This is a genomic window from Gordonia crocea, assembly GCF_009932435.1.
GTDB lineage: Bacteria > Actinomycetota > Actinomycetes > Mycobacteriales > Mycobacteriaceae > Gordonia > Gordonia crocea.
On record NZ_BJOU01000002.1, the window covers coordinates 167496 to 193761 of the forward strand.

At 69.4% G+C, this 26266-nt stretch carries 29 protein-coding genes; 22 read left to right on the forward strand and 7 right to left on the reverse strand.

Features of this window, described 5'->3' with window-relative positions:
- Positions 1–6: 6 nt before the first annotated feature.
- Complete coding sequence (locus nbrcactino_RS12460; protein WP_161928028.1) at positions 7–1782, reverse strand: nitrite/sulfite reductase; 1776 nt, start codon at positions 1780–1782, stop codon at positions 7–9.
- A 354-nt stretch (positions 1783–2136) separates the two neighbouring features.
- Here nbrcactino_RS12460 and hemW point away from each other — a divergent pair, with 354 nt between their 5' ends.
- Positions 2137–3342, forward strand: a complete 1206-nt coding sequence (gene hemW / locus nbrcactino_RS12465) for a radical SAM family heme chaperone HemW (RefSeq protein ID WP_161927876.1) — start codon at positions 2137–2139, stop codon at positions 3340–3342.
- A 61-nt stretch (positions 3343–3403) separates the two neighbouring features.
- Here the strand turns inward: hemW and nbrcactino_RS12470 are convergent, their stop codons facing one another.
- Positions 3404–3787 carry a type II toxin-antitoxin system VapB family antitoxin gene (locus nbrcactino_RS12470; RefSeq protein WP_161927877.1) on the reverse strand — a complete coding sequence of 128 codons (384 nt, stop codon included), beginning with the start codon at positions 3785–3787 and terminating at the stop codon, positions 3404–3406.
- Positions 3788–3854: 67 nt separating this feature from the next.
- Here nbrcactino_RS12470 and hrcA point away from each other — a divergent pair, with 67 nt between their 5' ends.
- The 9 genes from hrcA to era all read left to right on the forward strand — a co-directional run bounded on the left by hrcA (position 3855) and on the right by era (position 11811).
- Positions 3855–4889, forward strand: coding sequence for a heat-inducible transcriptional repressor HrcA (hrcA, locus tag nbrcactino_RS12475; RefSeq protein WP_161927878.1), 1035 nt, complete (start codon positions 3855–3857; stop codon positions 4887–4889).
- Between the two features lie 68 nt (positions 4890–4957).
- Positions 4958–6109: a molecular chaperone DnaJ gene (dnaJ, locus tag nbrcactino_RS12480; RefSeq protein WP_161927879.1), complete on the forward strand. Its 1152-nt coding sequence runs from the start codon at positions 4958–4960 to the stop codon at positions 6107–6109.
- 4 nt (positions 6110–6113) lie between these two features.
- Positions 6114–6875, forward strand: a complete 762-nt coding sequence (locus nbrcactino_RS12485) for a 16S rRNA (uracil(1498)-N(3))-methyltransferase (protein WP_161927880.1) — start codon at positions 6114–6116, stop codon at positions 6873–6875.
- Entirely contained in the window at positions 6854–7645 is a 792-nt protein-coding gene (locus tag nbrcactino_RS12490) for an alpha/beta hydrolase family protein (RefSeq protein ID WP_228460852.1), read from the forward strand. Before nbrcactino_RS12485 ends, nbrcactino_RS12490 begins: the two co-directional genes overlap by 22 nt.
- A gap of 63 nt (positions 7646–7708) precedes the next feature.
- Positions 7709–8728 carry a PhoH family protein gene (locus nbrcactino_RS12495; RefSeq protein WP_161927881.1) on the forward strand — a complete coding sequence of 340 codons (1020 nt, stop codon included), beginning with the start codon at positions 7709–7711 and terminating at the stop codon, positions 8726–8728.
- Positions 8725–9264 carry an rRNA maturation RNase YbeY gene (ybeY, locus tag nbrcactino_RS12500; RefSeq protein ID WP_161927882.1) on the forward strand — a complete coding sequence of 180 codons (540 nt, stop codon included), beginning with the start codon at positions 8725–8727 and terminating at the stop codon, positions 9262–9264. The genes nbrcactino_RS12495 and ybeY overlap by 4 nt, the downstream gene beginning before the upstream one ends.
- 4 nt (positions 9265–9268) lie before the next feature.
- Positions 9269–10591, forward strand: a complete 1323-nt coding sequence (locus nbrcactino_RS12505) for a hemolysin family protein (RefSeq protein WP_161927883.1) — start codon at positions 9269–9271, stop codon at positions 10589–10591.
- Positions 10578–10901: a cytidine deaminase-like protein gene (locus nbrcactino_RS12510; RefSeq protein ID WP_161927884.1), complete on the forward strand. Its 324-nt coding sequence runs from the start codon at positions 10578–10580 to the stop codon at positions 10899–10901. The genes nbrcactino_RS12505 and nbrcactino_RS12510 overlap by 14 nt, the downstream gene beginning before the upstream one ends.
- On the forward strand, positions 10894–11811 hold the full coding sequence (era, locus tag nbrcactino_RS12515; protein WP_161927885.1) for a GTPase Era: 918 nt from the start codon (positions 10894–10896) through the stop codon (positions 11809–11811). The genes nbrcactino_RS12510 and era overlap by 8 nt, the downstream gene beginning before the upstream one ends.
- On the opposite strand, the gene nbrcactino_RS12520 is transcribed toward era, so the two are convergent.
- Entirely contained in the window at positions 11808–12770 is a 963-nt protein-coding gene (locus nbrcactino_RS12520; protein WP_161927886.1) for a hypothetical protein, read from the reverse strand. The genes era and nbrcactino_RS12520 overlap by 4 nt on opposite strands.
- 34 nt (positions 12771–12804) lie before the next feature.
- On the opposite strand from nbrcactino_RS12520, the gene nbrcactino_RS12525 reads away from it, so the two are divergent.
- From nbrcactino_RS12525 to nbrcactino_RS12540, 4 genes are read left to right on the forward strand one after another with little or no spacing between them, the layout of a single operon-like run.
- Positions 12805–14289 carry a YhgE/Pip domain-containing protein gene (locus nbrcactino_RS12525; protein WP_161927887.1) on the forward strand — a complete coding sequence of 495 codons (1485 nt, stop codon included), beginning with the start codon at positions 12805–12807 and terminating at the stop codon, positions 14287–14289.
- Between the two features lie 12 nt (positions 14290–14301).
- Positions 14302–15054, forward strand: a complete 753-nt coding sequence (recO, locus tag nbrcactino_RS12530; protein WP_161927888.1) for a DNA repair protein RecO — start codon at positions 14302–14304, stop codon at positions 15052–15054.
- Entirely contained in the window at positions 15051–15815 is a 765-nt protein-coding gene (locus nbrcactino_RS12535; protein WP_161927889.1) for an isoprenyl transferase, read from the forward strand. Before recO ends, nbrcactino_RS12535 begins: the two co-directional genes overlap by 4 nt.
- Entirely contained in the window at positions 15812–16195 is a 384-nt protein-coding gene (locus tag nbrcactino_RS12540) for a hypothetical protein (protein WP_161927890.1), read from the forward strand. The genes nbrcactino_RS12535 and nbrcactino_RS12540 overlap by 4 nt, the downstream gene beginning before the upstream one ends.
- A gap of 28 nt (positions 16196–16223) precedes the next feature.
- On the opposite strand, the gene nbrcactino_RS12545 is transcribed toward nbrcactino_RS12540, so the two are convergent.
- The 3 genes from nbrcactino_RS12545 to nbrcactino_RS12555 are packed head-to-tail and all read right to left on the reverse strand — an operon-like array spanning position 16224 to position 17827.
- On the reverse strand, positions 16224–16634 hold the full coding sequence (locus nbrcactino_RS12545) for a Fur family transcriptional regulator (protein WP_161927891.1): 411 nt from the start codon (positions 16632–16634) through the stop codon (positions 16224–16226).
- On the reverse strand, positions 16631–16984 hold the full coding sequence (locus nbrcactino_RS12550) for an ArsR/SmtB family transcription factor (RefSeq protein ID WP_161927892.1): 354 nt from the start codon (positions 16982–16984) through the stop codon (positions 16631–16633). Before nbrcactino_RS12550 ends, nbrcactino_RS12545 begins: the two co-directional genes overlap by 4 nt.
- Positions 16985–17026: 42 nt before the next feature.
- On the reverse strand, positions 17027–17827 hold the full coding sequence (locus nbrcactino_RS12555) for a helix-turn-helix domain-containing protein (RefSeq protein WP_161927893.1): 801 nt from the start codon (positions 17825–17827) through the stop codon (positions 17027–17029).
- 77 nt (positions 17828–17904) lie between these two features.
- On the opposite strand from nbrcactino_RS12555, the gene nbrcactino_RS12560 reads away from it, so the two are divergent.
- From nbrcactino_RS12560 to nbrcactino_RS12570, 3 genes are all read left to right on the forward strand, one after another.
- Positions 17905–18408 carry a VOC family protein gene (locus nbrcactino_RS12560; RefSeq protein ID WP_161927894.1) on the forward strand — a complete coding sequence of 168 codons (504 nt, stop codon included), beginning with the start codon at positions 17905–17907 and terminating at the stop codon, positions 18406–18408.
- A 96-nt stretch (positions 18409–18504) separates the two neighbouring features.
- Positions 18505–19896: a glycine--tRNA ligase gene (locus nbrcactino_RS12565; RefSeq protein ID WP_161927895.1), complete on the forward strand. Its 1392-nt coding sequence runs from the start codon at positions 18505–18507 to the stop codon at positions 19894–19896.
- A 92-nt stretch (positions 19897–19988) separates the two neighbouring features.
- Entirely contained in the window at positions 19989–20492 is a 504-nt protein-coding gene (locus nbrcactino_RS12570) for an O-acetyl-ADP-ribose deacetylase (RefSeq protein WP_161927896.1), read from the forward strand.
- A gap of 12 nt (positions 20493–20504) precedes the next feature.
- On the opposite strand, the gene nbrcactino_RS12575 is transcribed toward nbrcactino_RS12570, so the two are convergent.
- A complete protein-coding gene (locus nbrcactino_RS12575; RefSeq protein ID WP_161927897.1) occupies positions 20505–20924 on the reverse strand; it encodes a VOC family protein in 420 nt (139 codons plus the stop codon).
- 94 nt (positions 20925–21018) lie between these two features.
- Between nbrcactino_RS12575 and nbrcactino_RS12580 the strand changes: the two genes are divergently transcribed.
- The 5 genes from nbrcactino_RS12580 to nbrcactino_RS12600 all read left to right on the forward strand — a co-directional run bounded on the left by nbrcactino_RS12580 (position 21019) and on the right by nbrcactino_RS12600 (position 26225).
- On the forward strand, positions 21019–21498 hold the full coding sequence (locus nbrcactino_RS12580; RefSeq protein WP_161927898.1) for a cold-shock protein: 480 nt from the start codon (positions 21019–21021) through the stop codon (positions 21496–21498).
- On the forward strand, positions 21491–22771 hold the full coding sequence (locus nbrcactino_RS12585) for a deoxyguanosinetriphosphate triphosphohydrolase (protein ID WP_161927899.1): 1281 nt from the start codon (positions 21491–21493) through the stop codon (positions 22769–22771). Before nbrcactino_RS12580 ends, nbrcactino_RS12585 begins: the two co-directional genes overlap by 8 nt.
- Before the next feature lie 65 nt (positions 22772–22836).
- Positions 22837–24747, forward strand: a complete 1911-nt coding sequence (gene dnaG, locus nbrcactino_RS12590; RefSeq protein WP_161927900.1) for a DNA primase — start codon at positions 22837–22839, stop codon at positions 24745–24747.
- Between the two features lie 3 nt (positions 24748–24750).
- Complete coding sequence (locus nbrcactino_RS12595; RefSeq protein ID WP_161927901.1) at positions 24751–25410, forward strand: hypothetical protein; 660 nt, start codon at positions 24751–24753, stop codon at positions 25408–25410.
- A 35-nt stretch (positions 25411–25445) separates the two neighbouring features.
- Positions 25446–26225, forward strand: coding sequence for an HNH endonuclease family protein (locus nbrcactino_RS12600; RefSeq protein ID WP_228460853.1), 780 nt, complete (start codon positions 25446–25448; stop codon positions 26223–26225).
- Positions 26226–26266 lie beyond the last annotated feature (41 nt).

Consider the following 26266-nt stretch of genomic DNA (forward strand, 5'->3'; position numbering starts at 1 on the left):
CCCTCCTCACTGCAGCTCGGCGTCGTCGGCGCGGGCGGCCCATTCGGCGAAGCGCTCGCCCTCGTTGCGCCCGGCGATGAAGTTGCGCACCACCCGGTCGATGTAGTCGGTCGCCTCGTGCGCGTAGATCTTGTGCTGGCGCAGTTTGCGGCCGAACCCGAGGTCGAAGCCGAGGCTGCCGCCCAGGTGGACCTGGAAGCCCTCGATCGGGTGCCCGTCGCCGTCGTCGATCAACTGGCCCTTGAGTCCGATGTCGGCGACCTGGATCCGGGCGCACGAGTTGGGGCAGCCGTTGAAGTTGATCGTCACCGGCACGTCGAGCTGCTCGTTCAACTCGGCGAGGCGCTCTTCGAGGATCGGCACGAGTTCTTGGCTGCGGCTGCGGGTCTCGGTGAACGAGAGCTTGCAGTACTCCAACCCGGTGCAGGCGATCAGGTTGCGGCGCCAGCGCGACGGGCGCGACTGCAGGCCGACGGCGGACAGATCGGCGTCGAGCTGCTCGATGTTCTCCTTGGGAACGTTGACCACGACGAGCTTCTGATACGGGGTGAGCCGCACACTGTCGCTGCCGGCCTTCTCTGCGGCGTCGGCGATGGCGTCGAGAACCGTGTCGGACAGGCGCCCGGACACCGCCGAGAAGCCCAGCGCGTAGCGCCCGTTCTTCTGCTCGGTGATCCCGACGTGGTCGATCGGCTGCTTCGGCGCAACCGGGGCCGGGCCGTCGATGAGCTTGCGGCCCAGGTACTCGTCCTCGAGGACCTGGCGGAATTTCTCCGGCCCCCAGTCCTTCAACAGGAACTTCAGCCGCGCCTTGGACCGCAGGCGGCGGTAGCCGTAGTCGCGGAAGATGCCGACCACGCCCTCCCAGACGTCGGGCACCTCGTCGAGCGGGATCCAGGCGCCGACGCGCTGCGCGAGCATCGGGTTGGTGGACAGCCCGCCGCCGACCCAGAGGTCCAGGCCCGGGCCGTGCTCGGGGTGCTCGACGCCGACGAAGGAGACGTCGTTGATCTCGTGGACGACGTCCTGCAGACCGGAGATGGCGGTCTTGAACTTGCGGGGCAGGTTCGAGTACTCGGGGTTGCCGATGTAGCGGCGCTTGATCTCGGCCAGGGCGGGGCTGGCGTCGAGGACCTCGTGGACCGAGAGGCCGGCGAGCGGGGAGCCGAGCATGCCGCGCGGGCAGTCGCCGCAGGCCTCGATCGTCTCCATGCCGACCTCTTCGAGGCGCCGCCAGATCTCCGGCACGTTCTCGATCTCGATCCAGTGGTACTGGATGTTCTGCCGGTCGGTGACGTCGGCGGTGCCCCGGGCGAAGTCGCGGGAGATGCCGGCGAGGGTCCGCACCTGCGGGATGGTCAGCTGACCGCCGTCGGTGCGCACGCGCATCATGAAGTAGGGGGCCTCGATGACGTCGATGTTGTCGTCGTGGCTCCAGGTGCCGTCGTAGCCCTCGGCGCGCTGGGTGTAGAGACCCATCCAGCGGAAGCGGCCGCGCAGATCGGCCTTGTCGATGCCGTCGAACCCGACCTTGGAGTAGATGTTCTCGATGCGTGCGCGCACGTTGAGCGGATTGTCGTCCTTCTTGGACTGCTCGTTGGCGTTGAGCGGCTCGCGGTAGCCGAGGGCCCACTGGCCCTCGGAGCGGCGCTTCGTCGGCCGTGCGCGGCGGGCGGGCTGGTCGCCGGCGGCACGGGCCGGCCGGTCACCGGTCGGCCGTTCCCGGCGGGGGCGAGGCGTGTCGACGTTGTCGTCGACCGACTCCGGAGTGGTGAGCGTCATGGATTTCTCCTCGCGCAGCGCATGCGTGCGCAGCGACATGGGGGCTGTCATGAAAGAGGTGAAACGCGGATTCGGCATCCGGGACGGCGCGCGGGGGGCGCAACCGGGGAGGGACTACTCGCTGGCCGAGTCCGGCTAGCGCATACACGATGCGCTGTCACAGCGCATGAGGTCGATATGGCGCCGCTGGATCAGGCGCAATCCTCGTGTAGTCACGTTGTTCATCATGCCACGCCGACCCGCACCGCGTCTACTTGGGCAGATTTTCAATCATGGTGAGAGAAAGCACACTCCCGGCGGGCCGGTCCGCTCCCGACGGCGGTGTCGCCGCCGCACCTGCGGGATGATGGATTAATGACCGCCACCGCTGCGACGCATTGGCGCGACCTGCCCGAGGCGGTCGCGCGACGTCTGCACGCCGGCGACCGGGGTGAGCCGCTCGGGCTCTATCTGCACGTTCCGTTCTGTGCGACGCGCTGCGGCTACTGCGACTTCAACACCTACACCGCCGGCGAACTCGGCTCGTCGTCGTCGCCGCAGTCGTGGCTGGAGGCGGTGCGCCGGGAACTCGACGGTGCGGCGGCGTTGGCCGGCCCGCGCCCGGTGTCGACGGTGTTCGTCGGCGGTGGGACCCCGTCGCTGCTCGGCGCGCACGGGTTGGCCGACCTCCTCGACGCGGTGCGGGCGAGTTTTGACCTGGCGCCCGGCGCGGAGGTGACCACCGAGTCGAATCCCGAGTCGACCTCGCCGGAGTTCTTTGCCGAGATCCGGGCCGCCGGGTACACCCGGGTGTCGTTGGGCATGCAGTCCGCGTCGTCGCGGGTGTTGGCGATCCTGGACCGCAACCACACGCCCGGTCGGGCCATCGCGGCCGCGGCGGAAGCCGGGGCGGCCGGGTTCGAGCACGTCAACCTCGACGTCATCTACGGCACCCCGGGGGAGACCGACGCCGACCTCGACACCACCCTCGACGCGGTGCTGGCGGCCCCGATCGACCACGTCTCGGCCTACGCGCTCATCGTCGAGGACGGGACGGCCTTCGCCCGGAAGGTGCGCCGCGGGGAGGTGCCCGCACCCGATGACGACGTGCTCGCCGCGCGCTACGAGCGGATCGACGACCGGCTGTCTGGCGAGGGTTTCGGATGGTACGAGGTCTCGAACTGGGGGCGGGGGCCGGATTCGGCGTGCCGCCACAACGAGGCCTATTGGCGCAGCGACGACTGGTGGGGCATCGGTCCGGGCGCTCATTCGCACGTGGCCGGGGCGCGCTGGTGGAACCGCAAGCATCCGGCGACCTATGCGTCGGCGCTGACCGACGGGGTGTGGCCCGGCGATGACTTCGAGGTCCTCACCGACGACGATCGGCACATCGAGGCGGTGATGCTGCGCCTGCGGATGCGCTCGGGGCTGCCGTCGGCGATTCTCGATGACGAGGAGCGGGCGCGCGCCGAGGGGGCCGTGGGCGACGGGCTGTTGCGCGTCGTCGACGAGGCCTACGTCCTCACCGATTCCGGGCGCCTACTGGCCGACGGGGTGGTCCGCGACATCCTCGTCGACTGACGCGATGATCATCGGCGACACGGCACGCGCGCAGATCCGGGCCGGCCTGACCGGTGCAGGCCTAATCGGCGCGGTGTCGCGGCGCCGACGGCCGGACGGCGGGAGTGTCGAGCTGCTCCTCGAGTGGCGGGGCGCCGGGGGACAGGTCGATGGTGTCCAGGTCGAGCATCCGGGCGTGGATGAGGGGACGGTTCCGCAACGCGCTGCGCACGGCGCGATGCAGACCGTCCTCCAAGTAGATCTCGCCGCGCCACTTCACGACGTGGGAGAAGAGGTCGCCGTAGAACGTCGAATCCTCGCTCAGCAGCTTGTCGAGGGCGAGGACCGTCGTCACCGTGGTCAGCTGGTCGAGGCGGAACTGGCGGGGCGGGATCTTTGCCCAAGCGCGCGGCGAGAGGTTGTGCGCCGGATACGGTTTCCCGTCCTGCACCGACTTGAAGATCATCGCCCCACCGATCCCGACTAATATGGACGTATTCACCTTATGGCACGGCGCGGGAGGAGGGCCCGGGATGACGGCGACCGACGAACGGCGGTTCGAGGTCCTTCGCGCGATCGTCACCGACTACGTGGCCACCCAGGAGCCGATCGGGTCCAAAGCGCTGCTCGACCGACACAAGCTGGGAGTCTCCAGTGCGACGGTCCGCAACGACATGGCCGTCCTGGAGGCGGAAGGGTACATCGCCCAGCCGCACACCAGCTCCGGGCGCGTCCCCACCGACAAGGGCTACCGACTCTTCGTCGACCGGATCGCCGAGGTCAAGCCGCTGTCGCGCGCGGAGCGCCGGGCGATCCTGTCGGTCCTCGACTCCAGCGTCGACCTCGACGACGTGCTGCGCCGCTCGGTCAAGCTCCTCGCCGAGCTCACCAGGCAGGTCGCGGTGATCCAATACCCCGTGTTGTCGCGGGCGACGGTGCGCCACCTCGAGGTCGTCGCGCTGACCCCGTCGCGTCTGCTGCTGGTGGTGATCACCGACAGCGGCCGGGTCGAGCAGCGGATGGTCGCCCTGGGTCGCGACGTCAGCGACGACGAAATGATCCTGCTGCGCGACTTGTTCGCCGCGGCCCTCGACGGCAAGCGCCTGGCCGAGGCGTCGGCCGCCGTCGCCGAGGTGGCCAACTCCGCACCGCCGGAGATGAGCGAAGTCGTCATCGCGATCGCCGCCGTGCTCATCGAGACGCTGGTGGAGCGGGAGGCGGACCGCCTGGTCTTGGGTGGTACCTCGAACCTGGCCCGGGCATCGGCGGACTTCTCCGCCGACCTCGGCGGGATGGACGCGGTCCTCGACGCACTCGAGGAACAGGTCGTCGTCCTCAAACTGTTGGCGCGCACCCAGAGCACCGACCGCGTCACGGTGCAGATCGGGCGGGAGACCCGCAGCGACAATCTGCGCGGTGCCTCGGTGGTCTCCACCGCCTACGGCGCGAGCGGCACCGTGCTGGGCAGCGTGGGCGTGCTCGGACCGACCCGGATGGACTACCCGAACACCATTGCGTCGGTGGCCGCGGTGGCCAAGTACGTTGGAGAAGTACTGGGTGAGCGATGACCGTGCGCCGGTCGCACGGATCGGCGGCGCGCTGGAACCCGGAATCGATGTAAGGACAGAAGTACCAAGTGGCTCGTGATTACTACGGAATCCTGGGCGTGCGCCCGGGAGCGGACGCCCAAGAGATCAAGCGCGCTTACCGCAAGCTGGCGCGCGAACTGCACCCTGACCTGAACCCCGAGGAAGAAGACCGGTTCAAAGAGGTCACCGCTGCCTACGAGGTCCTCAGCGACCCGGAGAAGCGGCGCATCGTCGACGCCGGCGGCGATCCCCTCGCCAGCGCGGGGTCGGGCGGGTTTGCCGGTGGCGGGCTCGGTGACATCTTTGAGCAGTTCTTCGGTGGCGGCAGCTTCGGCGGCGGCGGGGGCTTCGGTGGCGGCCGCGGGCCGCGCAGCCGCGTTCAGCCGGGCGAGCCCGCACTGGTCCACACCACCCTCGACCTGCACGAATGTGCGGCCGGGGTCAACAAGGAGATCACCGTCGACACGGCGATCCTGTGCGACGTGTGCGCGGGTGCGGGAACCAACGGCGATTCGTCGCCGGTCGCCTGCGAGACCTGCCACGGCGCCGGCGAGATCCAGGCGGTCCAACGCTCGTTCCTCGGCCAGGTCATGACCGTCCGCCAGTGCCCGACCTGCATGGGCACCGGCGAGGTCATCCCCGACCCGTGCCACAAGTGCGGCGGCGACGGGCGGGTGCGCACCCGGCGCACCGTGACCGTCAAGATCCCGGCCGGCGTCGAGGCCGGGATGCGGGTGCGGTTGTCCGGCCAGGGCGAAGTCGGCCCCGGCGGTGGCGCCGCGGGCGACCTGTACGTCGAGATCAAGGAACGCCGCCACGAAGTCTTCGTGCGCGACCAGACGGATCTGCACGTGACGGTCAACGTCCCGTTCGCCGATGCCGCGCTGGGCGGTGCACTGAGGATCGACGGCATCCTCGACGACGAGCAGATCGACATCACGATCCCCTCGGGCACCCAGCCCGGCCAGATCGTCACCATCCGCGGCCACGGTATGCCGCACGTCAACAGCGGGGTCCGCGGCGACCTGCACGCACACCTCGAGGTCAGCGTGCCCACCAAGCTGGACTCGCGCGCGGTCGAACTGCTCCAGCAGTACCGCGAGCACATCGGCGACAGCATCGAACTGGCCTCGGCCACCTCGACCGGCACCAGCAGCGGACTGTTCTCGCGGTTGCGCAACGCCTTCGCGGGGCGCTGAGGCGATGAGCCCGCCGCTGTTCTGGGTCGACGAGGCGCCGGCCGCGGGCACCGAGACCGAGCTGACCGGGGCCGAAGGCCGGCACGCGGTCACCGTCACCCGCATCGCCGTGGGGGAGACGGTGATCCTCGGCGACGGCGCCGGCGCATCGGCGACCTGCGAGGTCGTGGCCACCCGCGGCAAGGACACGCTGCGCGTCCGCGCCGTGGAGTACCGCTTCGTCGACCGGCCGCGCCCACTCGTCACCGTCGTGCAGGCCCTGCCCAAGTCGGAGCGCTCCGAGCTGTTCGTCGAACTGGCCACCGAGGCCGGCGCCGACGTGATCGTGCCGTGGCAGAGCTCGCGCAGCGTCGCCCGATGGGTCGGGTCGAAGGCCGACAAAGGGGTGGCCAAGTGGCGCAGTGCCGCCGCGACCGCGGCCAAACAGAGCCGCCGCGCCTGGATCCCCGAGATTGCCGACTTGGCGTCGACGACGTCGGTGCGCGCCCGATGCGCCGAGGCGATCGAAGGCGGTGGCATCGTCGTCGCGCTACACGAGAGCGGCAGCGAGTCCTTTCACGGCATCGCCTTCCGGGACGCCCCCCAGGTCGTGCTCGTCGTCGGGCCCGAGGGTGGGCTCGCCGAGGACGAGTTGGTGGACCTCGCCGCAATCGGCGCCCACACCGCGGTCCTGGGGCCGCAGGTGTTGCGCACCTCGACGACCGCGGCGGTGGCCTTGGGGGCGTTGGGCGCCCTGAGCGACCGGTGGGATCGGGGCCGGCCCTGAACCGGCACAAGATCGCCTACGGCCCGCACGAATCCCAGTTCGGACACCTCTACGAGCCGGCCGCGGTGTCGCCGACGGGAGACGGCCGCGTCCCGCTCGTCGTCCTGATCCACGGCGGCTTCTTCTCGACCCGCTTCGCCCTGACCATCGAGACCGCGATCGCCCGGCTACTCGCCGAACGCGGCGCGGCCGTGTGGAACATCGAGTACCGGCGCACCGAGGAGCCCGGTGGTCGCTGGCCCGGCACCGGCGCGGATGCACTGGCCGCCCTGCGCGCCGTCGACGAAGTGCTGCCCGCCGCCCTGCCAGACGGTCTGGTGGATTGCCTGGCCCTCGACGACGTCGCCGTCGTCGGCCATTCCGCCGGTGGGCTGTTGGCCCTGTGGGCCACCGCGGCCCTGGGCGCCCGCACCGCCCGGTCCCGGATCACCCGGGTCGTCGCGCAGTCGGCGCTGGTCGACCTGACCAACCCGCAGACCCGCAACCGCCCGACCCCGCGCAACCTGATGGGTGCGCCCTACGGCGAGATCCCGGACCGGTACTCGCAGGCCTCGCCGATCCTGGCCCCGGTGCACGACGCCCACGTCATCGCCATCCACGCCGGCGACGATGCCGCGATCCCGGTGGAGTCGAGTCGGCGCTATGTGGCGGCGGTCGCCGAGCGCGGACAGTCGGCCGAATTGGTCGTCGTGCCGGGCGAGGGACACGACGCCTTCGTCGACCCGCGCAGCGCCTGTACCCGCCAGACGCTGCGCTTGTTGGGAATTTGAGTTGGCGACGCGGATAGACTGGCCCAAGCCCGTTTGGATACGGGTGGAGATTCTGAAGGAGTGATGTCGCACGTGACGCAAGCCGATCAACCGCACGCCGAAACGGTGGTGGAGGTCGCGCCCGAGCGGATCATCGGTTTGCTCGGCACCGGCGATGTGAACCTGCGGGTGCTCGAAGAGCTCCTCGACGCCGACATCCACGCCCGCGGCAACCGGATCACCCTCTCGGGCACCCCCGCCGAGGTCGCCACCGCCGACCGGGTCATCGCCGAACTGCTCGACGTCGTCGGGCGGGGCGCCCCGCTGACCCCGGACGCGGTCCGGCGGTCGGTGGCGATGCTGGACGACCCGTCCGCGGAATCGCCGGCACAGGTGCTCAGCCTCGACATCATCTCGCGGCGCGGAAAGACGATCCGACCCAAGACCCTCAACCAGAAGCGTTACGTCGATGCGATCGACGAGAACACCATCGTGTTCGGGCTGGGGCCCGCCGGTACCGGCAAGACCTACCTCGCCATGGCGAAGGCCGTGGCCGCCCTGCAGGCCAAGGAGGTCACCCGGATCATCCTGACCCGCCCGGCGGTCGAGGCCGGCGAGCGACTGGGCTTTCTGCCGGGCACCCTGAGCGAGAAGATCGACCCGTATCTGCGTCCGCTCTACGACGCCCTGCACGACATGATGGACCCGGACGCCATCCCGAAGCTGATGGCCGCCGGCGTCATCGAGGTCGCGCCCCTGGCATACATGCGCGGCCGGACGCTCAACGACTCGTTCATCATCCTCGACGAGGCGCAGAACACCACCGGTGAACAGATGAAGATGTTCCTGACCCGCCTGGGCTTCGGCTCCAAGGTGGTCGTCACCGGCGACGGCACCCAGGTCGACCTGCCCGGTGGCGCGGAGAGCGGACTGCGTGCCGCCACCCGCATCCTCGAAGGCATCGACGACATCCACTTTTCCCGCCTGACCAGTGCCGACGTCGTGCGGCACCGCCTGGTCGCGAACATCGTCGACGCCTATGACCGCGACGAGAACGGTGGCGGTAGCGCCGAGCACCGCGGCGGACGGGGGCGGCGCCGGTGAGCATCGAGCTGGCCAATGAATCGGGCATGGAGGTCCCGGTCGACCTCGTTCTGGACGCCGCACGGTTCGCGATCGCCCGGATGGACGTGCACCCCGGGGCCGAGCTGTCGGTCATCTTCGTCGACCTCGACACGATGGCCGAACTTCACATGAAGTGGATGGACCTGCCCGGCCCGACCGACGTCATGAGCTTCCCGATGGACGAGTTGACGCCGGGATCGCACGGATCCGACGAGCCCGGTCCGGCGACCCTCGGCGACATCGTGCTCTGCCCGGCCTTCGCCAAGGACCAGGCCAAGCAGGCGCGGCATTCGTTTGAGCACGAGTTGGCGGTGCTCACCGTGCACGGCGTGCTGCACCTGCTCGGTTACGACCACGCCGAACCCGAGGAAGAGCGCGAGATGTTCGGCCTGCAGGCCCGGATCCTCGACGAGTGGTACGAGGACCGCCGACGCCGGGACCGCTCGGTGCGCCAGTCGCGGCGCGACGAGGACTTGCTGCGCAAGACCGGGTTCGCCGACGCGGACGAGGACTGAGGCCGTGCCGACCGAAGTCGTCTTCCTGATCGTGGCGGCGGCGCTCACCCCGGTGGGCGGGTTGTTCGCCGCGATCGACGCCGCCCTGACCACCGCGTCGCAGGCCCGCGTCGCCGACCTCGTCAGCCAGGGCCGCGCGGGTGCCCGCCGCCTGGAGACGATCCTGGAGCAGCGGTCCACCTACGTCGCGCTCGTGGTCTTCCTGCGCGTCATTTGCGAGACCGCCGCGATCGCCTTCGCGGCGGTGGCCCTGGTCCGCTTGTGGGGCAGCGGATGGGGCTTGTTCGCCGCCATTGCCGTGATGGCGGTGGTGTCCTTCGTCGCCGTCGGCGTCGGACCGCGGACGCTGGGCCGGCAAAACGCCTACACGATCGGCATCGTCAGCGCCCCGGTGCTCACCGCCGTCGGGGTGCTGCTGACCCCGCTCACGAGGCTGCTGATCCTGATCGGTAACGCCGTCACCCCGGGCAAGGGGTTCCGCAACGGTCCGTTCTCAACCGAGATCGAGCTGCGCGAAGTGGTCGACATGGCCACCGAGCGCGGGGTCGTGGAGGACGACGAGCGGCGCATGATCCAGTCGGTGATCGACCTGGCCGACACCAATGCGCGCGAAGTGATGGTGCCGCGCCCGGAGATGGTGTGGATCGAGCAGGACAAGAGCGCGGCCCAGGCCGCGAGCCTGGCGATCCGTTCGGGGCACTCGCGGCTGCCGGTGATCGGGGAGAACCCCGATGACATCCGCGGCGTGGTCTACCTCAAAGACGTGACGGGCCGCGCGATCGCCGGCCTGGCCGCCTCGGTCAAGGTCGTCGACGTGATGCGTCAGGCGCAGTTCATCCCCGACTCCAAGACGCTCGACCGGGTGTTGGCCGACATGCAGCGGACCCGCAACCACATGGCGATGCTCGTCGACGAGTACGGCGGGATCGCCGGCTTGGTGACCATCGAGGACGTCCTGGAGGAGATCGTCGGCGAGATCACCGACGAATACGACCGCGGCGAGGTCGCGCCGGTCACCGAGCTCGAGGACGGCGGTTACCGCGTGTCGTCGCGGCTGCCGGTCGAGGATCTGGGCGAGCTGTTCGGCATCGACATCGACGAAGACGACGTGGAGACCGTCGGCGGGCTGGTGGCGCTGGTCTTGGGCCGCGTGCCGCTGCCCGGGGCACAGGTCCAATGCCACGGGTTGAACCTGGTGGCCGAGGGCGGCCCGAACCGCCAGGGGCGCCAGCGCATCACCTCGGTCCTGGTCACCCGCCTGGAACCGGCGGAATCCGACGAGTCGCCCGACGAGACGAAACGAGGGGCCGATCATGGCGCAGCTTGACGCCGAGGACGCGAAGTTGGTGACCCTCGCGCGCGGCGCGCTGGCGAGAGCGGGAGCGTCGTCGGGGGCCGCGGTGCGCGACACCGACGGCCGGACCTATGCCGGCGCGCCGGTGGCACTGGCGTCGTTGCGGCTCAGCGCGCTGCAGGTGGCGGTGGCGACAGCACTGTCGAGCGGGGCGCCGGGATTCGAGGCCGCCGTCCTCGTCGGCTCGTCACCCGACGACCCCGGGCTGGCCGCCCTGACCGAGACGAGTCCGACAGCGGCCGTCATCCACACCGATCTACGCGGAGAGCCACGTGATGTCTGAGAACCAGCCAGGGGAGTTCCGCTCCGGTTTCGTGTGTTTCGTCGGCCGGCCCAACACCGGCAAGTCGACGCTGACCAATGCGCTGGTCGGTGAGAAGATCGCGATCACGTCGAACCGTCCGCAGACGACTCGCCACACGATCCGCGGCATCGTGAACCGGCCCGACGCGCAGATCATCCTCGTCGACACCCCGGGGCTGCACCGGCCGCGCACGCTGCTGGGCCAGCGCCTCAACGACCTGGTGCGCGACACCTACTCCGAGGTCGACGTGGTGTGCATCTGCGTCCCCGCCGACGAGGCGATCGGCCCGGGGGACCGGTGGATCATCGATCAGGTGCGGACCATGGCGCCGAAGACGACCATCGTCGGCATCGTCACGAAGATCGACCGGGTCACCCCCGACAAGGTCGCCGAACAGCTGTTGGCGCTGTCGCGGTTGTTGGGTGGAAACAGCGAGGTCGTGCCGGTATCGGCGAAGAAGGGCGAGCAACTCGACATCCTCGCCGACGTCCTGGTCTCCCTCATGGAGCCCGGGCCGGCGTTCTACCCCGACGGGGAGCTGACAGACGAGCCCGAACAGGTCCTGATGGCCGAGTTCATCCGCGAGGCGGCCCTGGAGGGCGTCCGCGACGAGCTGCCGCACTCGCTGGCGGTCGTCATCGACGAGGTGATCCCGCGCGAGGACTCCGATCCGCCGATCGTCGACGTCTACGCGATCCTCTACGTCGAGCGTGACAGCCAGAAGGGCATCATCATCGGGCACCGCGGGTCACGGCTGAAGGCCGTGGGGACGCAGGCCCGGCAGCAGATCGAGCGGTTGCTCGGCTGCAAGGTCTACCTGGACCTGCGGGTCAAGGTGGCCAAGGACTGGCAGCGCGACCCCAAACAACTGCGGCGAATGGGCTTCTAGCGCGGGGGCGACGGCGTCCACGCGTGGTATGGGCCGTACGGGACCTGGTGCGGCGGTTGCTGACCGGGAAGCGGCGGTACCGGTACCCCGGGCCGGGGTGCGACGGCACCGGGCGGTGCGATCGGCCCCGGCGGGATGGACCCCGGCGGGATGGGCCCCGGCGAGATGAGCCTGGATGCCCCGACCGGAGGTGCCGCGGCCATCCGCGCGGCGTGCGCCTCGTTGAGGGTCACCACCACCTGCCACACCGGAATCCCGATCCCGGTGATTGCGATGAGGAACAGGACCAGAAGGATGCCGAACCCGGCGCGGTCGGGCATGACGTTCAGCAATGAGGCCAACGCGATCAAGGCGAAACTGCTGTAAATCTGCATGCCGGTGCACCATGAGGCAATACTCACCACGCGCGGCGCCGGCACCAGGGACGCCACCAGGAATCCTAAGACGAGATACAGCGGCCACGTGGCACCGCTGATGACGGCGGAGAGCACGGCAGTCACCGCATAGACCGCCTGCAGGGTGTGCATCGGCCACCGCTGGTGGACCGTCGCTTGCGGTGGGCGGGACGGCTTGGACCGCTGCCAGCCCCAGGTTCCGAGCAAGGCGATGCCGGACGCGGGGATCACCACGGCGTAATGGGTGCCCAACTTCTCGTCGGTGATGAAGAGGGGCGCCAACGGGCCGGTCGCGAGAACCGCCATCCCGTACCCGACGACGCCGTAGCGCCATCCCCGCAGCCAGCCGGCGGAGCGGGTGGGGATCAGTGAGACGGCCACGAATCCGCCGAGAATGACCAGGGTCGGCGTGGGCACCTTGAGTACGCAGGCGACGACCGCGGCAGCGAGGAACAGTGCACGGCAGGTGTTCACGACGACGGAAGGTTTGACGACGGAAGGTTTGACGACGGAAGGTTTGGCGGCGCTGGGTTCGACGGTGGTGGGTTTGACGACGGCGGACACGTCGCGACGGTAGCAGTAGTGCGAGAATGTCCGAATGAATGCGAGGGCGGCAATCGAAACCGACGCACAGCACGACGAACAGGCGCGGGCGGCGATCCGCGACGTCGTGGGCCATCCGAGGTTCTGGCTCGCGCCGGTGGCGGTGGTCATCGCGCTGATGAGCCTGATGGCGGCGGTGTATCTCGGCGCCGTGGTCAACACCCGGGAGAACCTGCACGACTTCCACGTCGCACTGGTCAACGAGGACGTGGGCGGCCGGGCGACCGCCGACAGCCCCGAGATGAACCTCGGCAAGCAGATCGTCGAGCAGCTGGTGCCCACCACGGCCAAGCAGGGCATCGTGTTGCAGCCGATGAGCCGGGCCGACGCGATGCGCAAGCTCAGCACGGGCCGGGTGTACGGCGTCATCGCCATCGACTCCAACTTCACCAACCTGATGCTGGGACTGGCGCGATCGGCGGTTCTGCAGAACCAGCCGGTGCGGCCCAAGATCGACGTGTTGATCCACCGCGGTTCGGGCGCCTTCGCGTCTTCGATCACCACGGTGATGGCGCAGTCGATGGACGAGCAGGTCAATGAGCAGGCCGGCAAGCAACTCCTGGAGAACGTCCGGAACGAGTTGGGTCCCGACGCGAAGCTGAGCGGTGCGACGCAGCTGGCGCTCTCGCAACCGGTGCACATTGCGGTCTCCGAGCCGCAACCCCTGCCCGACGGCGCGGCCAACGGGTTGAGTGCGTTCTACTTCACCCTGCTGCTCATCCTCGCCGGATTCACCGGCGCGATGATGGTCTCGATCATCGTCGACGGCCAGCTGGGGCAGCTGCCGATCGAGTTCGGGCCGCTGTTCTTATTGCGCAAGCGCCTGGCGATCTCGCGGTGGGGGACGTTGGCGGCGAAGTGGACGATCATGCTCATCATCGCGGCGGTGCAGGCGGCACTGTTCATCGCCGTGTGTGCCATGGTGGGGACATCATTGCCCAACGCCTTTCCGTTATGGGCGTTCTCAGTCCTTGTCATCACCGCGGTGGGGGTGACCGCGAGCGCGATGATGGCGGTGTTCGGCAACCCCGGGTTGCTGATCAACCTGGTCTTCTTCGTCATCTTGGGATTGCCGTCATCGGGTGGGACGGTGCCGCTGGAGGCGAGTCCGCGGGTGTTCAGCGCGATCGCGGCGATCGAACCGATGCACCTGGTGTACTACGGGGTCCGGTCGATCCTGTACTTCGACGCCGACCTGGAATCGGGGTTGGCGCGCTCGGTGATTATGAGCGTGGTGGGCCTGGTGTTCGGCCTGCTGCTCGGGGTTATCGGCACCAAGTACTACGACCGCAAGGGATGGTTCCGCCGCCCCAACGCGCTGTCCGTGCCGCCGCGCCTGGCCAAGCTCGTCGACGCGGAGTCCGACGAATCGGTGACCGTCGTCGAGGCCCCGATCCAATCTGCCGGTGGTCCGCGGCACCTGGCACCGGAGTCCGCGGCGGGGGCCGTGTCACATCCCAACGTCACCCGGCATCGGTGACAGAATGACTCGGTGAGGTTCTACCGTGACGAGGCCGTCGTCCTGCGCCAGCACAAGCTGGGCGAGGCCGACCGCATCATCACGCTGCTGACCCGTCAGCACGGGTTGGTGCGCGCGGTGGCCAAGGGTGTGCGGCGCACCCGCTCCAAGTTCGGTGCACGACTCGAACCGTTTGCCCACGTCGACGTGTGCCTCTACCCGGGCCGCAACCTCGACACCATCACCCAGGTTCAGAGTATCGACGCGCTCGCCGACGAGATTGTCGCCGACTACGGGCGGTACACGACGGCCTGCGCCGTCCTCGAGACCGCCGAGCGGTTGGCCGGGGAGGAGCGGGCCCCCGCGCCCGACCTGCACCGGCTGACCGTCGGGGCGCTGCGCGCGCTGGCGGCGCAGACCCGGGACAACCAACTGATCCTCGACGCGTTCCTGTTGCGGGCGATGCACTGTGCCGGGTGGATGCCGGCGTTGGAGGTGTGCGCGCGGTGTGCCACGCCCGGGCCGCACCGCGCCTTCCACGTCGCGGCCGGTGGCGCGGTCTGTGTGCACTGCCGTCCGGCCGGGGCGGCCCTGCCGTCGGTGGGGGTGCTCGACCTGATGGATGCGATGTTCCGCGGTCAGTGGGAGGCCACCGACGAGTCGAGCGAGTCGCAGCGGCGGCAGGCCAGCGGGCTGATCGCCGCGCATCTGCAGTGGCATCTGGAACGGCAGCTGCGGACCCTTCCGCTCATCGAGCGCGGCGACCCCCATAGGCTGGCGATGTGAGCCCTGTCCGACCGCCCGATCCGCATCCCTCCGGCGCCCGGCCGCCGGCCATCCCCGCCCAGTTCGTCCCGCGCCACGTCGCGCTGGTGATGGACGGCAACGGCCGGTGGGCCACCGAGCGCGGGCTGCCCCGCACCGAGGGGCACAAGCGCGGTGAGGCCGTCCTGATGGACACCGTCTGCGGCTGTATCGAGCTCGGTGTGACGTGGCTGTCGGCCTACGCCTTCTCCACCGAGAACTGGAGCCGCAGCCCCGACGAGGTCCGCTTCCTCATGGGCTTCAACCGCGACGTCATCCGTCGTCGTCGTGACGAGATGAACGAGATGGGCGTGCGCGTCCGGTGGGCTGGCCGCCGACCCCGCTTGTGGCGCAGCGTGATTCGCGAACTCGAGGTCGCCGAGGAGCTGACCAAGGACAACACGGTGATGACGCTGACGATGTGTGTGAACTACGGCGGCCGCGCCGAGATCGCCGACGCCGCGCAAAAGATCGCGATGCGCGTCGCCCGCGGCGAGCTCGACCCCAAGCGGGTCAACGAGTCGATGTTCGCCCGCTACCTCGACGAGCCGGACATGCCCGACGTCGATCTGTTCCTGCGGCCGTCGGGGGAGCAGCGGATCTCCAACTTCCTGCTGTGGCAGTCGGCCTACGCCGAGATGGTCTACCAGGAGAAGCTGTTCCCCGATTTCGATCGCCGCGACCTGTGGGCGGCGTGCCTGGAGTATGCCCAGCGCGACCGTCGGTTCGGCGGGGTCAAGTGAGCGAGGTCGCCCGGATCGCGGGCCTGGTCGCAGCGCTGGGGTCGGTGGAGGAGTCCGACGCGGATTCGGTGCTGGTGCACATCGGCACGACCCGGGCGTCGATCCGCGTGCTCGAGTTGGCCGACGACCTGGACGTCGTCTCGGTCACCCAACTCGTCGCGCGTGCCGTCACCAACGACGAGCGCCTGCGCGACCTGCTGGAGGAGCGCGGTGCCGCGCTGAGTTTCGGGTCGCTGCGCCGGTCGTCGCCGCACGAGCGCCACACCGACGTGCTGTTGTCCTACGCCTTCCCGCTGGGCGAGTTGGCGGACGTTCCGCTGCTGACCGTGCTGCACCTGGTCCTGGCGGGCGGGTCGTCGTTGGCCGAGGATCTGGCCTGAGTCCTGCCGCGCGTCACTCGGCGGCGGATCAGCGGTTCTGGCAGGCCGCGCACACGCCGAAGATCTCGACGGTGTGGCTGATGTCGGCGAACTTGTGCGACTTGGCGACTTTCGACGCCCAGGTCTCCACCTCGTCGGCCTGGATCTCCACGGTCTTGCCGCACGAGCGGCACACCAGGTGGTGGTGGTGCGAGGTGGAACAGTGCCGGTAGCGCATCTCGCCGGAGCCGTCCCACAGGACGTCGACGAGTCCGGTCTGCGCCAGCGCCTGCAGGTTGCGGTAGACGGTGGTGAGCCCGATCGACTTGCCGTTGGCGAGGAGTTCGTCGTGGATCTGTTGGGCCGAACGGAAGTCCTCGGTGCCCGCCAGGGTGGCGGCGATGGCCTCGCGCTGCCGGGTGGTGCGCTGGCCGGTGAGGGGCTTGGTCGCCTCGGTCACGGTGCCGTCGCGGTGATCGGGCGCTGCTCGACCGGTTCGCAGGCATGCACGATCGCGTCGGTCACGATGTGGGTCACGTGGTCGTCGACCAGGGCGTATTCGACTTCGCGGCCCCGGCGTCGGCCGTCGACGAGGCCCATGTCGCGCAACACCCGCAAATGCTGGCTGACCTGGGGCTGGTTCAGACCGAGTTCGTCGACGAGCTGGTGGACGCAGCGCGGTGCCGTCGACAGCAGCATGACGATGGCGATCCGGGCGGGGGCGGCCAGGGCGCGGAGCAGATCACTGGCGGCCTCGAGGGCGGCCGGATCGGTCCGGACGTCGACGGCAGAAGGCGAGGGGCTGGTCACGCGATGCTCCTTTGGGGATGCGACACCCACAGCTTATCGGAATCAGTTTTCATTTGGCGTGTGAGATGCACGCCGATAGGAACTCGGGGTGAAGCCGAGGACCGCGTGGAAGTCGTTGGTCAGGTGTGCGTGGTCGCTGTAGCCGAGGTCGGCGGCGATGGCCGACAGGTCGACAGCGGGGTCGTCCCGGATCTGCTGGGCGGCCTCCTGCAGACGGCGCCGGCGGATGATCGCCGCCGGCGAGAGCCCGACGTAGCGGCGGGCCAGCCGCTGCAGGGTCCGTGGTGAGGCGGCCAACGCGGCGGCGGCATCGTCGAGTCGGGTGACCGTTGAATCGGTCATCAACAGGCGGACCATCGCGTTGGCGAGCAGGGCGTCCGCGGACGGCGCGCCCACGCGGTTCGCGAGCCAATCGGTGAACGCCTCGACGGCCCGGGCGTGGCGCTGCCCGGCGGGGCCGCCGGTCATCGCCGTGCACACGGTCTGTGCCAGCTGCGGAGCCTCGAACGATGTGTATCCGTCGACGAGTCCACCGGGACCTGCGGTCAGGGCACCGACTGCGGCCGGCCGTAACAACGCGCCGACCGCCCAGCCCGAACCGGACAGGTCTCGGTACGACAGTCGGGTCGTCGGGCCGGAGAGCCCGCAGCCGTCCGGTTCGACGACCAGGTTCGACGCGGGATAGGCCACGATGTCCTGGCGCGAGGTGCGCCCGGCGGGGATATCCCACTCGGGTATCCAGAACCAATCGACCAGGTCGGCCGCGCGGGCCGGCGGATCCAACCGGGTCAGCGCGGGAAGCTTGGTCGGATACAGGATCCCGCGGGAGCGATCGACCGCCATGGGGCCAGCATAGGCCCATCCGGACCTGTCGCGAATCTCCAAGAACGGTGCCGGGGCCGGCTCGTAGCGTCGACGACATGACCGAAACAATCACCGCGGCGAATGGCCGCCACACCACCGACGGCACACCCCACGGCGCCACCTCGATCACCCCGTTCCTGGCGATCCGGGGCGCCAAGGCGGCAATCGAGTTCTACCGGGAGGTTTTCGGCGCCAGCGTCCTGGGCGTCACCGAGGTCGACGGCCTCGTCGGCCACGCCGAACTGGACTTCGGCAACGGGCGCCTCCAGTTGGGGGAGCCGGCGCCCGACTACCACCTGGTGGATGCGCCGGCCGGGGAGGACGACTGCTACTCGCTGGGCTTCTACTGCCCCGACGTCGACGAGCTCACCGCACGGGCACAGGCCGCGGGGGCGGCGGTGCGCGAGGCCCCGAGCACCTTCGTCTCCGGCGACCGGTTCTCCTCGATCCGCGACCCGTTCGGCGTGCGGTGGTCGATCATGACCCGCGTCGAAGACCTCTCGCCGGAGGAAAGCGACGCGCGCGTCGCGGAGTGGGCCGCGTCGTTGGGCGAGCGCTGAGGCGGGGGCGGCGGGCCGCACCCACCTGCAGCGACTAGGCTGGGAGGTTGATCCCGATCACCCTGTCCAGCCGTCCGAGTGGGAGAACCGAAACCCGTGGCCGTCCAGTCCAAAGTCGATGCTGTCGTCAACCTCGCCAAGCGGCGGGGCCTGGTGTTTCCGTGTGGTGAGATCTACGGCGGCACCCGCTCGGCCTGGGACTACGGTCCGCTCGGGGTCGAGCTGAAGGAGAACATCAAGCGCCAGTGGTGGCGGTCGATGGTGACCAGCCGCGACGACGTCGTCGGCCTGGACTCCTCGGTCATCCTGCCGCGGCAGGTGTGGGTGGCCTCCGGCCACGTCGCCGTGTTCAACGACCCGCTGGTCGAGTGTCTGAACTGCCACAAGCGCCACCGCCAGGACCACCTGCAGGAGGCGTACGCGGAGAAGAAGGGCCTCGACGACCCGGACGCGGTCGCCATGACCGAGATCGTCTGCCCGGACTGCGGCACCAAGGGCAAGTGGACTGAGCCGCGCGACTTCAACATGATGCTCAAGACCTTCCTGGGCCCGGTCGAGACCGAGGAGGGCCTGCACTACCTCCGGCCGGAAACCGCACAGGGCATCTTCGTGAACTTCAAGAACGTGCTCACGACGTCGCGGAAGAAGCCGCCGTTCGGCATCGCCCAGATCGGCAAGAGCTTCCGCAACGAGATCACCCCGGGCAACTTCATCTTCCGCACCCGCGAGTTCGAGCAGATGGAGATGGAGTTCTTCGTCAAGCCCGGCGAGGACGAGAAGTGGCACGAGTACTGGATCGAAGAACGCCTCAACTGGTACGTCAACCTGGGCATCGAGCGCGATAACCTGCGGCTGTTCGAGCATCCGCTGGAGAAGCTGTCGCACTACTCCAAGGGCACCACCGACGTCGAGTACAAGTTCGGTTTCGCCGGCAGCCCGTGGGGTGAGCTGGAGGGCATTGCCAACCGCACCGACTTCGACCTGTCGACGCACACCGAGCACTCCGGCGAGAAGTTGGAGTACTTCGAGCAGGCCAGCGGCGAGCGCTACACGCCGTACGTGATCGAACCCGCAGCTGGTCTGGGCCGCAGCCTGATGGCCTTCCTCTGCGACGCGTACACCGAGGAGGAGGTGCCGAACGCCAAGGGCGGCACCGATTCCCGGACCGTGCTCAAGCTGGATCGGCGCTTGGCCCCGGTCAAGGCCGCGGTGCTGCCGCTCTCACGCAACGAGGCGCTGTCGCCGAAGGCCCGCGATTTGGCCGCCGAACTGCGCCAGCACTGGAACATCGAGTTCGACGACGCACAGGGCATCGGCAAGCGCTACCGCCGCCAGGACGAGATCGGCACTCCGTTCTGCATCACCGTCGACTTCGACACCCTCGACGACCAGGCCGTCACCATTCGCGAGCGCGACACCATGTCGCAGGAGCGCATCGCGTTGGACAAGGTCGTGGAATACCTCGGCGGAAAGCTCGTCGGCGCGTAGATCCTGCTGAGAATGTTCCCCCGGTGACCCACCGGGGGAACATTTCCCTTTGATGGTCGTCAGGGGAACGATGTCAGCAGCACAATGGGGGCATGCCCACGATTACCGTCCTCCGCGACGACATCACCCGGGTCGAGGCGGACGCCGTGGTGAATGCGGCCAACTCGAGGATGCGCGGTGGGGGTGGCGTCGACGGGGCCATCCACCGTGCGGGCGGGCCCGCCATCCTCGAGGACTGCATCCGCCGGTTCCCCGACGGTCTGGCCACCGGCGATGCCGGGTGGACCACCGGTGGTGATCTGCCGGCGCGCTGGGTGATCCACACGGTCGGGCCCAACTATGCCGCCGGTCAGCGGGACCGCCGTCTGCTGGTGTCCTGCTATCAGCGCTCCCTGGCCGTGGCCGACGAGCTCGGGGTGCGAACCGTGGCGTTTCCGCTGATCAGCGCGGGCATCTACGGATGGCCCCTCGACGATGCCGTCGCCGTTGCCGTGGACACCGTCGCGGCCGCCGACACCGTGGTGGAAGCGGCGGTGTTCGTCGCGTTCGGCAGCGACATCCACGATCTCCTGTCAGAGCGGGTATCGCGGATCTGAGCGAGCCCGGAGTCAGTCCGGCAGTACCAAGTCGCCCGTGGGACCGGGGTTCACCGCGACCTCCCAGCGGAAGCCGTCCGGGTCGGCGAAATAACCGGAGTAGCCGCCCCACTCCCGTCGTGTCGCGGGGCTCACCGGATCGGCCCCGATGCGTTGCGCCAGGGCAAGGATCTCGTCGACCTCGCCTTCGGTGCGGACGTTGTGCGACAGGGTGATCGGCACGGCACCGGCACCGCGGCGGATCGGCCCGACTTCGGCCTCGAACCCGGATTCCGCCCACAGCGAGAGCATCAGGTGCTCCCCGGCGCGGATCATCAGCACCTCGTCGGGAACGACGAGTTCGGGATGCCAGCCGAGACCGTCGATGTAGAACTGGCGCGAGCGCTCGACGTCGGCCACGGCCAAGGTGATGAAGCTGATCCGCTGGTCCATCTCCCAAGCCAACCACGATCTGCGAGAATTGGGGCCAGCCGCGCTGTTTGGCCGCGGTGGACATGGTTTGAGTGTGTGGAAGTGGGTAAGGGTTGTGACTGTCAGCGGCAAGATCGTGCATTTCGATACGAACAAGGGTTTCGGGTTCCTCGCGCCGGACGAGGGCGGCGCGGATGTGTTCATCCACATCAACGACCTCGACGTCGACGAGACTCAGTTGAAGCCGGGTGCACTTGTCGATTTCGACATCGAGGAGACCGACCGGGGCGCCAAGGCGACCAACGTGGTGATCACCCAGGAAGCCCCGCCCGGCGGCTTCGAGTCCGATGCCCGACCCGAGCGCCGCTCCGACCACCGCCGCGACGACCGCCGCGACGATCGGCGCGACGACCGACGCTTCGACCGCCCGCGCCGTTCCCGTGGTGGCCACGGTTCGATGGAGGCCGCGGCGTTCACCGAAGAGTTGACCGAACTGCTGCTGGACTCGTCGGGAACGCTGACCGCCGCGCAGATCGTCGCCATCCGCCAGCGCGTCACCGATTTCGCCGTGGACCGGGGCTGGGTGCTTGACTGACCCGATCGGCGAGGCCTCGTACACCGCGGCCGATCTCGACCGCCGCGTCGGCGAAGGGGACAAGGTCGCCGGCCTGCCCGGCAGCACCACCGAACACCGCAGCGCGTTCTCCCGCGACCGGGCCCGGGTACTGCACTGCGCGGCGCTGCGCCGCCTGGCCGACAAGACGCAGGTGGTCGGGCCGCGCGAGGGCGACACGCCCCGCACCCGGCTGACGCACTCGCTGGAGGTCGGCCAAATCGGTCGGGGTATCGCCGGCGGCATCGGGTGCGACCCGGACCTGGTCGAGCTCGCGGGCCTGGCCCACGACATCGGTCACCCGCCGTACGGGCACAACGGCGAGCGCGCGCTCGACGAGGTGGCCGCCGACATCGGCGGATTCGAGGGCAACGCGCAGAACCTGCGGATACTCACCCGGCTGGAACCGAAGATCCTCGACGCCGACGGCAACAGCGCCGGGCTGAACCTCACCCGGGCCTCGCTCGACGCCACGCTCAAGTACCCGTGGACGCGGGCGACGCCGGGCAGCAAGTTCGGCGCCTACGACGACGACGCCGATGCGCTCGCCTGGATCCGCCTCGGCGCCCCCGGGGCCGGGCAGGCGCTGGAGTCGCAGGTGATGGACTGGGCCGACGATATCGCCTACTCGGTGCACGACGTGGAGGACGGCGTCATCTCCGGCCGGCTCGACCTGCGGGCGCTGGCCGATCCGGCCGAGCAACAGACCCTTGCCGATCTGGCAGTCACCCACTTCCGGGGGCTGGACGAGGCGGCGCTGGTGGATGCGGCGCAACGGCTTTCGCGGCTCGACGTCGTGGTCGCGGTGGGCGAGTACGACGGCACCCTGGCGACGTCGGTGGCGCTCAAGCGGATGACCTCGGAGCTGATCGGCCGGTTCGCGACGGCGGCGGTGATGGCCACGCGCGAGCAGATCGACGGCCCGGTTTCCCGGTATGACACCGACTTGGCGGTCCCGCCGCTGGTCGCCGCCGAGGTGGCGGTTCTCAAGACGATGGCGCTGCAGTTCATCTTCTCCGACCAGCGCCACCTGGCGGTGCAGGACCGCCAGCGCGAACGCATCCACCGGGTCGCGACGTGGATGGTGCAGGCCGGCCCCGGCGGATTGGACCCGTTGTTCGTGCCAGCCTGGGAGAACGCCGCCGACGACGGGGAGCGGCTGCGGGTCGTCGTCGACCAGATCGCCTCGATGACCGAGGGTCGGCTGGAGCGCACCGACAAGCGCAACTCCGACATCCAAGCCCACCTGGGTTAGCGCCTTGTCCACAAGCGGGCGTTACCGGGGGCGCGTCGGCGTCCGCGCACACTAGACTGGTCGGCGTGCCAGGCAGAATCCCCGACCGCGACATCACGGCCATCCGTGAACAGGTCCGGATCGAGGATGTCATCGGCGACTACGTGGCGCTGCGCCGCACCGGCGCAGACCGGTTGACCGGACTCTGCCCGTTCCACGACGAGAAGACCCCGTCCTTCCACGTGCGGCCCAACCACGGCCACTTCCACTGCTTCGGCTGCGGCGAGGGCGGCGATGTCTACACCTTCCTGCAGAAGCAGGAACACATCAGCTTCGTCGAGGCCGTCGAGCAACTCGCCGACAAGGTCGGCTACCGGATCGACTACGAGGGCGGCGGCACCAGCGTCCAACGCGACCGCGGCACCCGCGCCCGCCTCGTCGCGGCGAACGCCGCCGCGCAGAAGTTCTACGCCGAGCAGCTGCGCACGCCGGAGGCCCAGGCGGCCCGCGACTATTTGACCGAGCGCGATTTCGACGGCCAGGCGGCACTGAAGTTCGGCTGCGGCTATGCCCCCGCCGGGTGGGACACGATGACGAAAGCCCTGTTGTCCCAAGGGTTCGAGTTCAAGGAGCTCGAGGCCGCCGGGCTGTCCAAGCAGGGCCGGCAGGGGCCGATCGACCGGTTCCACCGCCGCCTGCTGTGGCCGATCAAGAACCTCGGCGGCGACATCATCGGCTTCGGGGCGCGCAAGCTCTACGACGACGACAACCTCGGCAAGTACATGAACACTCCCGAGACGATGCTCTACAAGAAGTCCCAGGTGCTGTTCGGCCTGGACCATGCGAAAAAGCACATCGCCAAGGGCCACCAGGTCGTCGTCGTCGAGGGCTATACCGACGTGATGGCCATGCACCTGGCCGGCGTGACCACCGCCGTCGCCAGCTGTGGTACCGCCTTCGGCGACGACCACCTGTCGCTCATCCGGCGGCTGATGATGGACGACTCGTACTACCGCGGCGAGGTGATTTACACCTTCGACGGGGACGCTGCGGGTCAGGCCGCCGCGATGAAGGCGTTCGAAGGGGAGCAGGCGATCGCCGGGCAGACCTTCGTGGCCATCGCGCCCGACGGGATGGATCCGTGTGAGCTGCGCCAGCGCCAGGGCGAGACCGCGGTGCGCGACCTGGTGGCCCGGCGCATCCCGATGTTCGAGTTCGCGATCAAAACCCTGTTGCGCAACCACGACCTCGACACCGCCGAGGGGCGGGTCCACGCGCTGCGCGAGACCGTGCCGGTGGTGGCACGGATCAAGGACGTCGCGCTGCGCGACGAGTATGCGCGCCAACTGGCCGGCTGGGTCGGTTGGGACGAGGTGGCCCAGGTCTTGAAGCGGGTCCGCGAGGAGGCGGCGCGCAACTCCCGCCAGCGCGGCAGGACGCACCGGCCCGAACCGAAGCGGATGAGGCCCGAGGCGTCGTCGACGGCACCGCCGACGGCGAAGCCCCTGCCCGGCGACCCTCGACTGTGGCCCCAGCGCGAGGCGCTCAAGGCCGGCCTGCAGTACCCGGCGATCGCGGGGACGGTCTTCGACTCGCTTCCGCTGGAGTGCTTCACCGAGCCCGCCTACGCGTCGATCCGGTCGGCCATGCGGTCGCTCGGTGATACCGCGTCGGGGGTGAGCGGCGCGCAGTGGGTCGACGCGGTGAACCACGCCGTCGACGACCCGGTGATCGGCCCGCTGGTCACCGAGCTCGCGGTCGAACCGATGCGGGTCGACGACGACGCCGTGCCGCGCTACATCGGCTCGGTGTTGGCGCGACTGCAAGAGGTGTGGGTGGGTCAGCAGATCGCCGACATCAAGTCCCGGCTGCGACGGATGTCGCCGACCGAGGATGCCGCCTCGTACAACGGGGTGTTCGGCGACCTCGTCGCCCTCGAGGCCTACCGGCGCAGCCTGTTGGAGCAGGCGGTGGACCCGGTCGCCGAGGTGCCCTAGCCGATGCGGGCCCGGGCGGCGGTGGTCCTGGCCGCCTCGACCGCCTGTGCCCGGCCCGCACCCGATTCCGTCGATCTCGTGGTGAACACGGCGGGCCTGCGGACCGAGGTCGCGCCGGGCAGCATGCAGAATTGGGCGGCCGACGTCTCGCGCGGCGACGTGGCGACCGTGGTGGCCAAGTGTTGGACGGTGGCGCCCGGCTATATCCGCGACCGGTATTTCCGCGACCCGACGGCCCTGGCGGCGATCTTCGCCCACCGTCCCACGCCGGCCCAGGCGGGGGTGATCTGGGGGGACCACACAGGGCCGCACGGCTACGTGCCGTGGACCGAGGGACGGTCGGACTATCCGTGTCCGCGGGTGGTGCTCGGCGCGGGGGAGCGGCTCTACACCGACGAGTACGCGGGCCACCTCGCGCGGCGTTTCATCCTGCGGTCCCAGGGCGCCCCGGTCAACCCGGGCGACACGGCGGCGGCCTATCCGATGGTGTGTGCGTTTCGCCCGGGACCCGTCACCAACGTCGAGCGCGCCGACGCCGACCGGATCAGCGTCACCCGCGAGGACCTGCCGCACGGGGATGCCCGGTGGCGGGCCCGGGCCGGGGAGGTGACCGTCATGCTCGCGATCGCGCCGACCGACGTGTGCGTCCAGTCGGCGTCCTAGAACGAGATGTCGGGGCGGTGCGCGACACTGGTCGGGTGAGATCGACGACGTGGCGCTGCGGCGCGGGTGTGCTGCTGACCTGGACGGCCCTGACCGCCTGCACGGTGACTGTTCCGGAGGCGCAGGTCGGGGCGGGTGCCTCGTCGTCGCCGGCCATCCCGACCTCGACGCCGGTCGCAGCATCGGAGTCGGTCCCGTCGGCGACACCACCGTCGAGCGGCGCGCCGACCTCGGCGGCATCGCTGGTCGAGATGGCGACGGCGGCGCTGGCCGAACTGGACCGGATCCCGGTCAAGGGCAAGGCGCCCAGCACCGGCTATCGGCGTTCGGTGTTCGGGCGGGCCTGGTCCGACGACGTGTCGGTCGAGCTGGGGCACAACGGGTGTCGCACCCGCGACGACGTGCTGCGCCGCGACCTGACCGATGTCACCCTGCGCGGCCGCTGCACCGTGCTGAGCGGGTGGCTCGACGACCCCTACACCGCCACCCGACTGCATTTCGAGCGCGGCGTGGACGTCCGCGCGATCCAGATCGACCACGTCGTCGCGCTCGCCGATGCCTGGCGCACGGGGGCGCAGCAGTGGACGCCGCAGAAGCGGTTGGAGTTCGCCAACGACCCGCGCAACCTCCAGGCGACCGCGGGGTCGGCGAACAGGCAGAAAAGCGCGTCCAACGCCGCCTCCTGGTTGCCGCCGAACCGTTCGTATCGGTGCACGTATGTCGCCCGCCAGATCGGCGTCAAACGGGCCTATGGCTTGTGGGTGGTGCCCGCCGAGGCCGAGGCGATGCGGCGGGTGCTGACCTCCTGCGTTTGATCGGCGGTACGTGGCGATGGTGCTGCTCGGTGGTCCGTGTC

What these genes read in the sequence shown, in the direction of transcription:
- nbrcactino_RS12595 (WP_161927901.1), top strand. Translation starts at nt 24,751, where the DNA reads ATGCGGGCCCGGGCGGCGGTGGTCCTGGCCGCCTCGACCGCCTGTGCC.
- nbrcactino_RS12485 (WP_161927880.1), top strand. Translation starts at nt 6,114, where the DNA reads ATGAGCCCGCCGCTGTTCTGGGTCGACGAGGCGCCGGCCGCGGGCACC.
- nbrcactino_RS12525 (WP_161927887.1), top strand. Translation starts at nt 12,805, where the DNA reads ATGAATGCGAGGGCGGCAATCGAAACCGACGCACAGCACGACGAACAG.
- hrcA (WP_161927878.1), top strand. Translation starts at nt 3,855, where the DNA reads ATGACGGCGACCGACGAACGGCGGTTCGAGGTCCTTCGCGCGATCGTC.
- nbrcactino_RS12495 (WP_161927881.1), top strand. Translation starts at nt 7,709, where the DNA reads ATGTCGCACGTGACGCAAGCCGATCAACCGCACGCCGAAACGGTGGTG.
- nbrcactino_RS12510 (WP_161927884.1), top strand. Translation starts at nt 10,578, where the DNA reads ATGGCGCAGCTTGACGCCGAGGACGCGAAGTTGGTGACCCTCGCGCGC.
- hemW (WP_161927876.1), top strand. Translation starts at nt 2,137, where the DNA reads ATGACCGCCACCGCTGCGACGCATTGGCGCGACCTGCCCGAGGCGGTC.
- nbrcactino_RS12470 (WP_161927877.1), bottom strand. Translation starts at nt 3,787, where the DNA reads ATGATCTTCAAGTCGGTGCAGGACGGGAAACCGTATCCGGCGCACAAC.
- nbrcactino_RS12570 (WP_161927896.1), top strand. Translation starts at nt 19,989, where the DNA reads ATGCCCACGATTACCGTCCTCCGCGACGACATCACCCGGGTCGAGGCG.
- era (WP_161927885.1), top strand. Translation starts at nt 10,894, where the DNA reads ATGTCTGAGAACCAGCCAGGGGAGTTCCGCTCCGGTTTCGTGTGTTTC.
- nbrcactino_RS12560 (WP_161927894.1), top strand. Translation starts at nt 17,905, where the DNA reads ATGACCGAAACAATCACCGCGGCGAATGGCCGCCACACCACCGACGGC.
- nbrcactino_RS12555 (WP_161927893.1), bottom strand. Translation starts at nt 17,827, where the DNA reads ATGGCGGTCGATCGCTCCCGCGGGATCCTGTATCCGACCAAGCTTCCC.
- nbrcactino_RS12460 (WP_161928028.1), bottom strand. Translation starts at nt 1,782, where the DNA reads ATGACGCTCACCACTCCGGAGTCGGTCGACGACAACGTCGACACGCCT.
- nbrcactino_RS12575 (WP_161927897.1), bottom strand. Translation starts at nt 20,924, where the DNA reads ATGGACCAGCGGATCAGCTTCATCACCTTGGCCGTGGCCGACGTCGAG.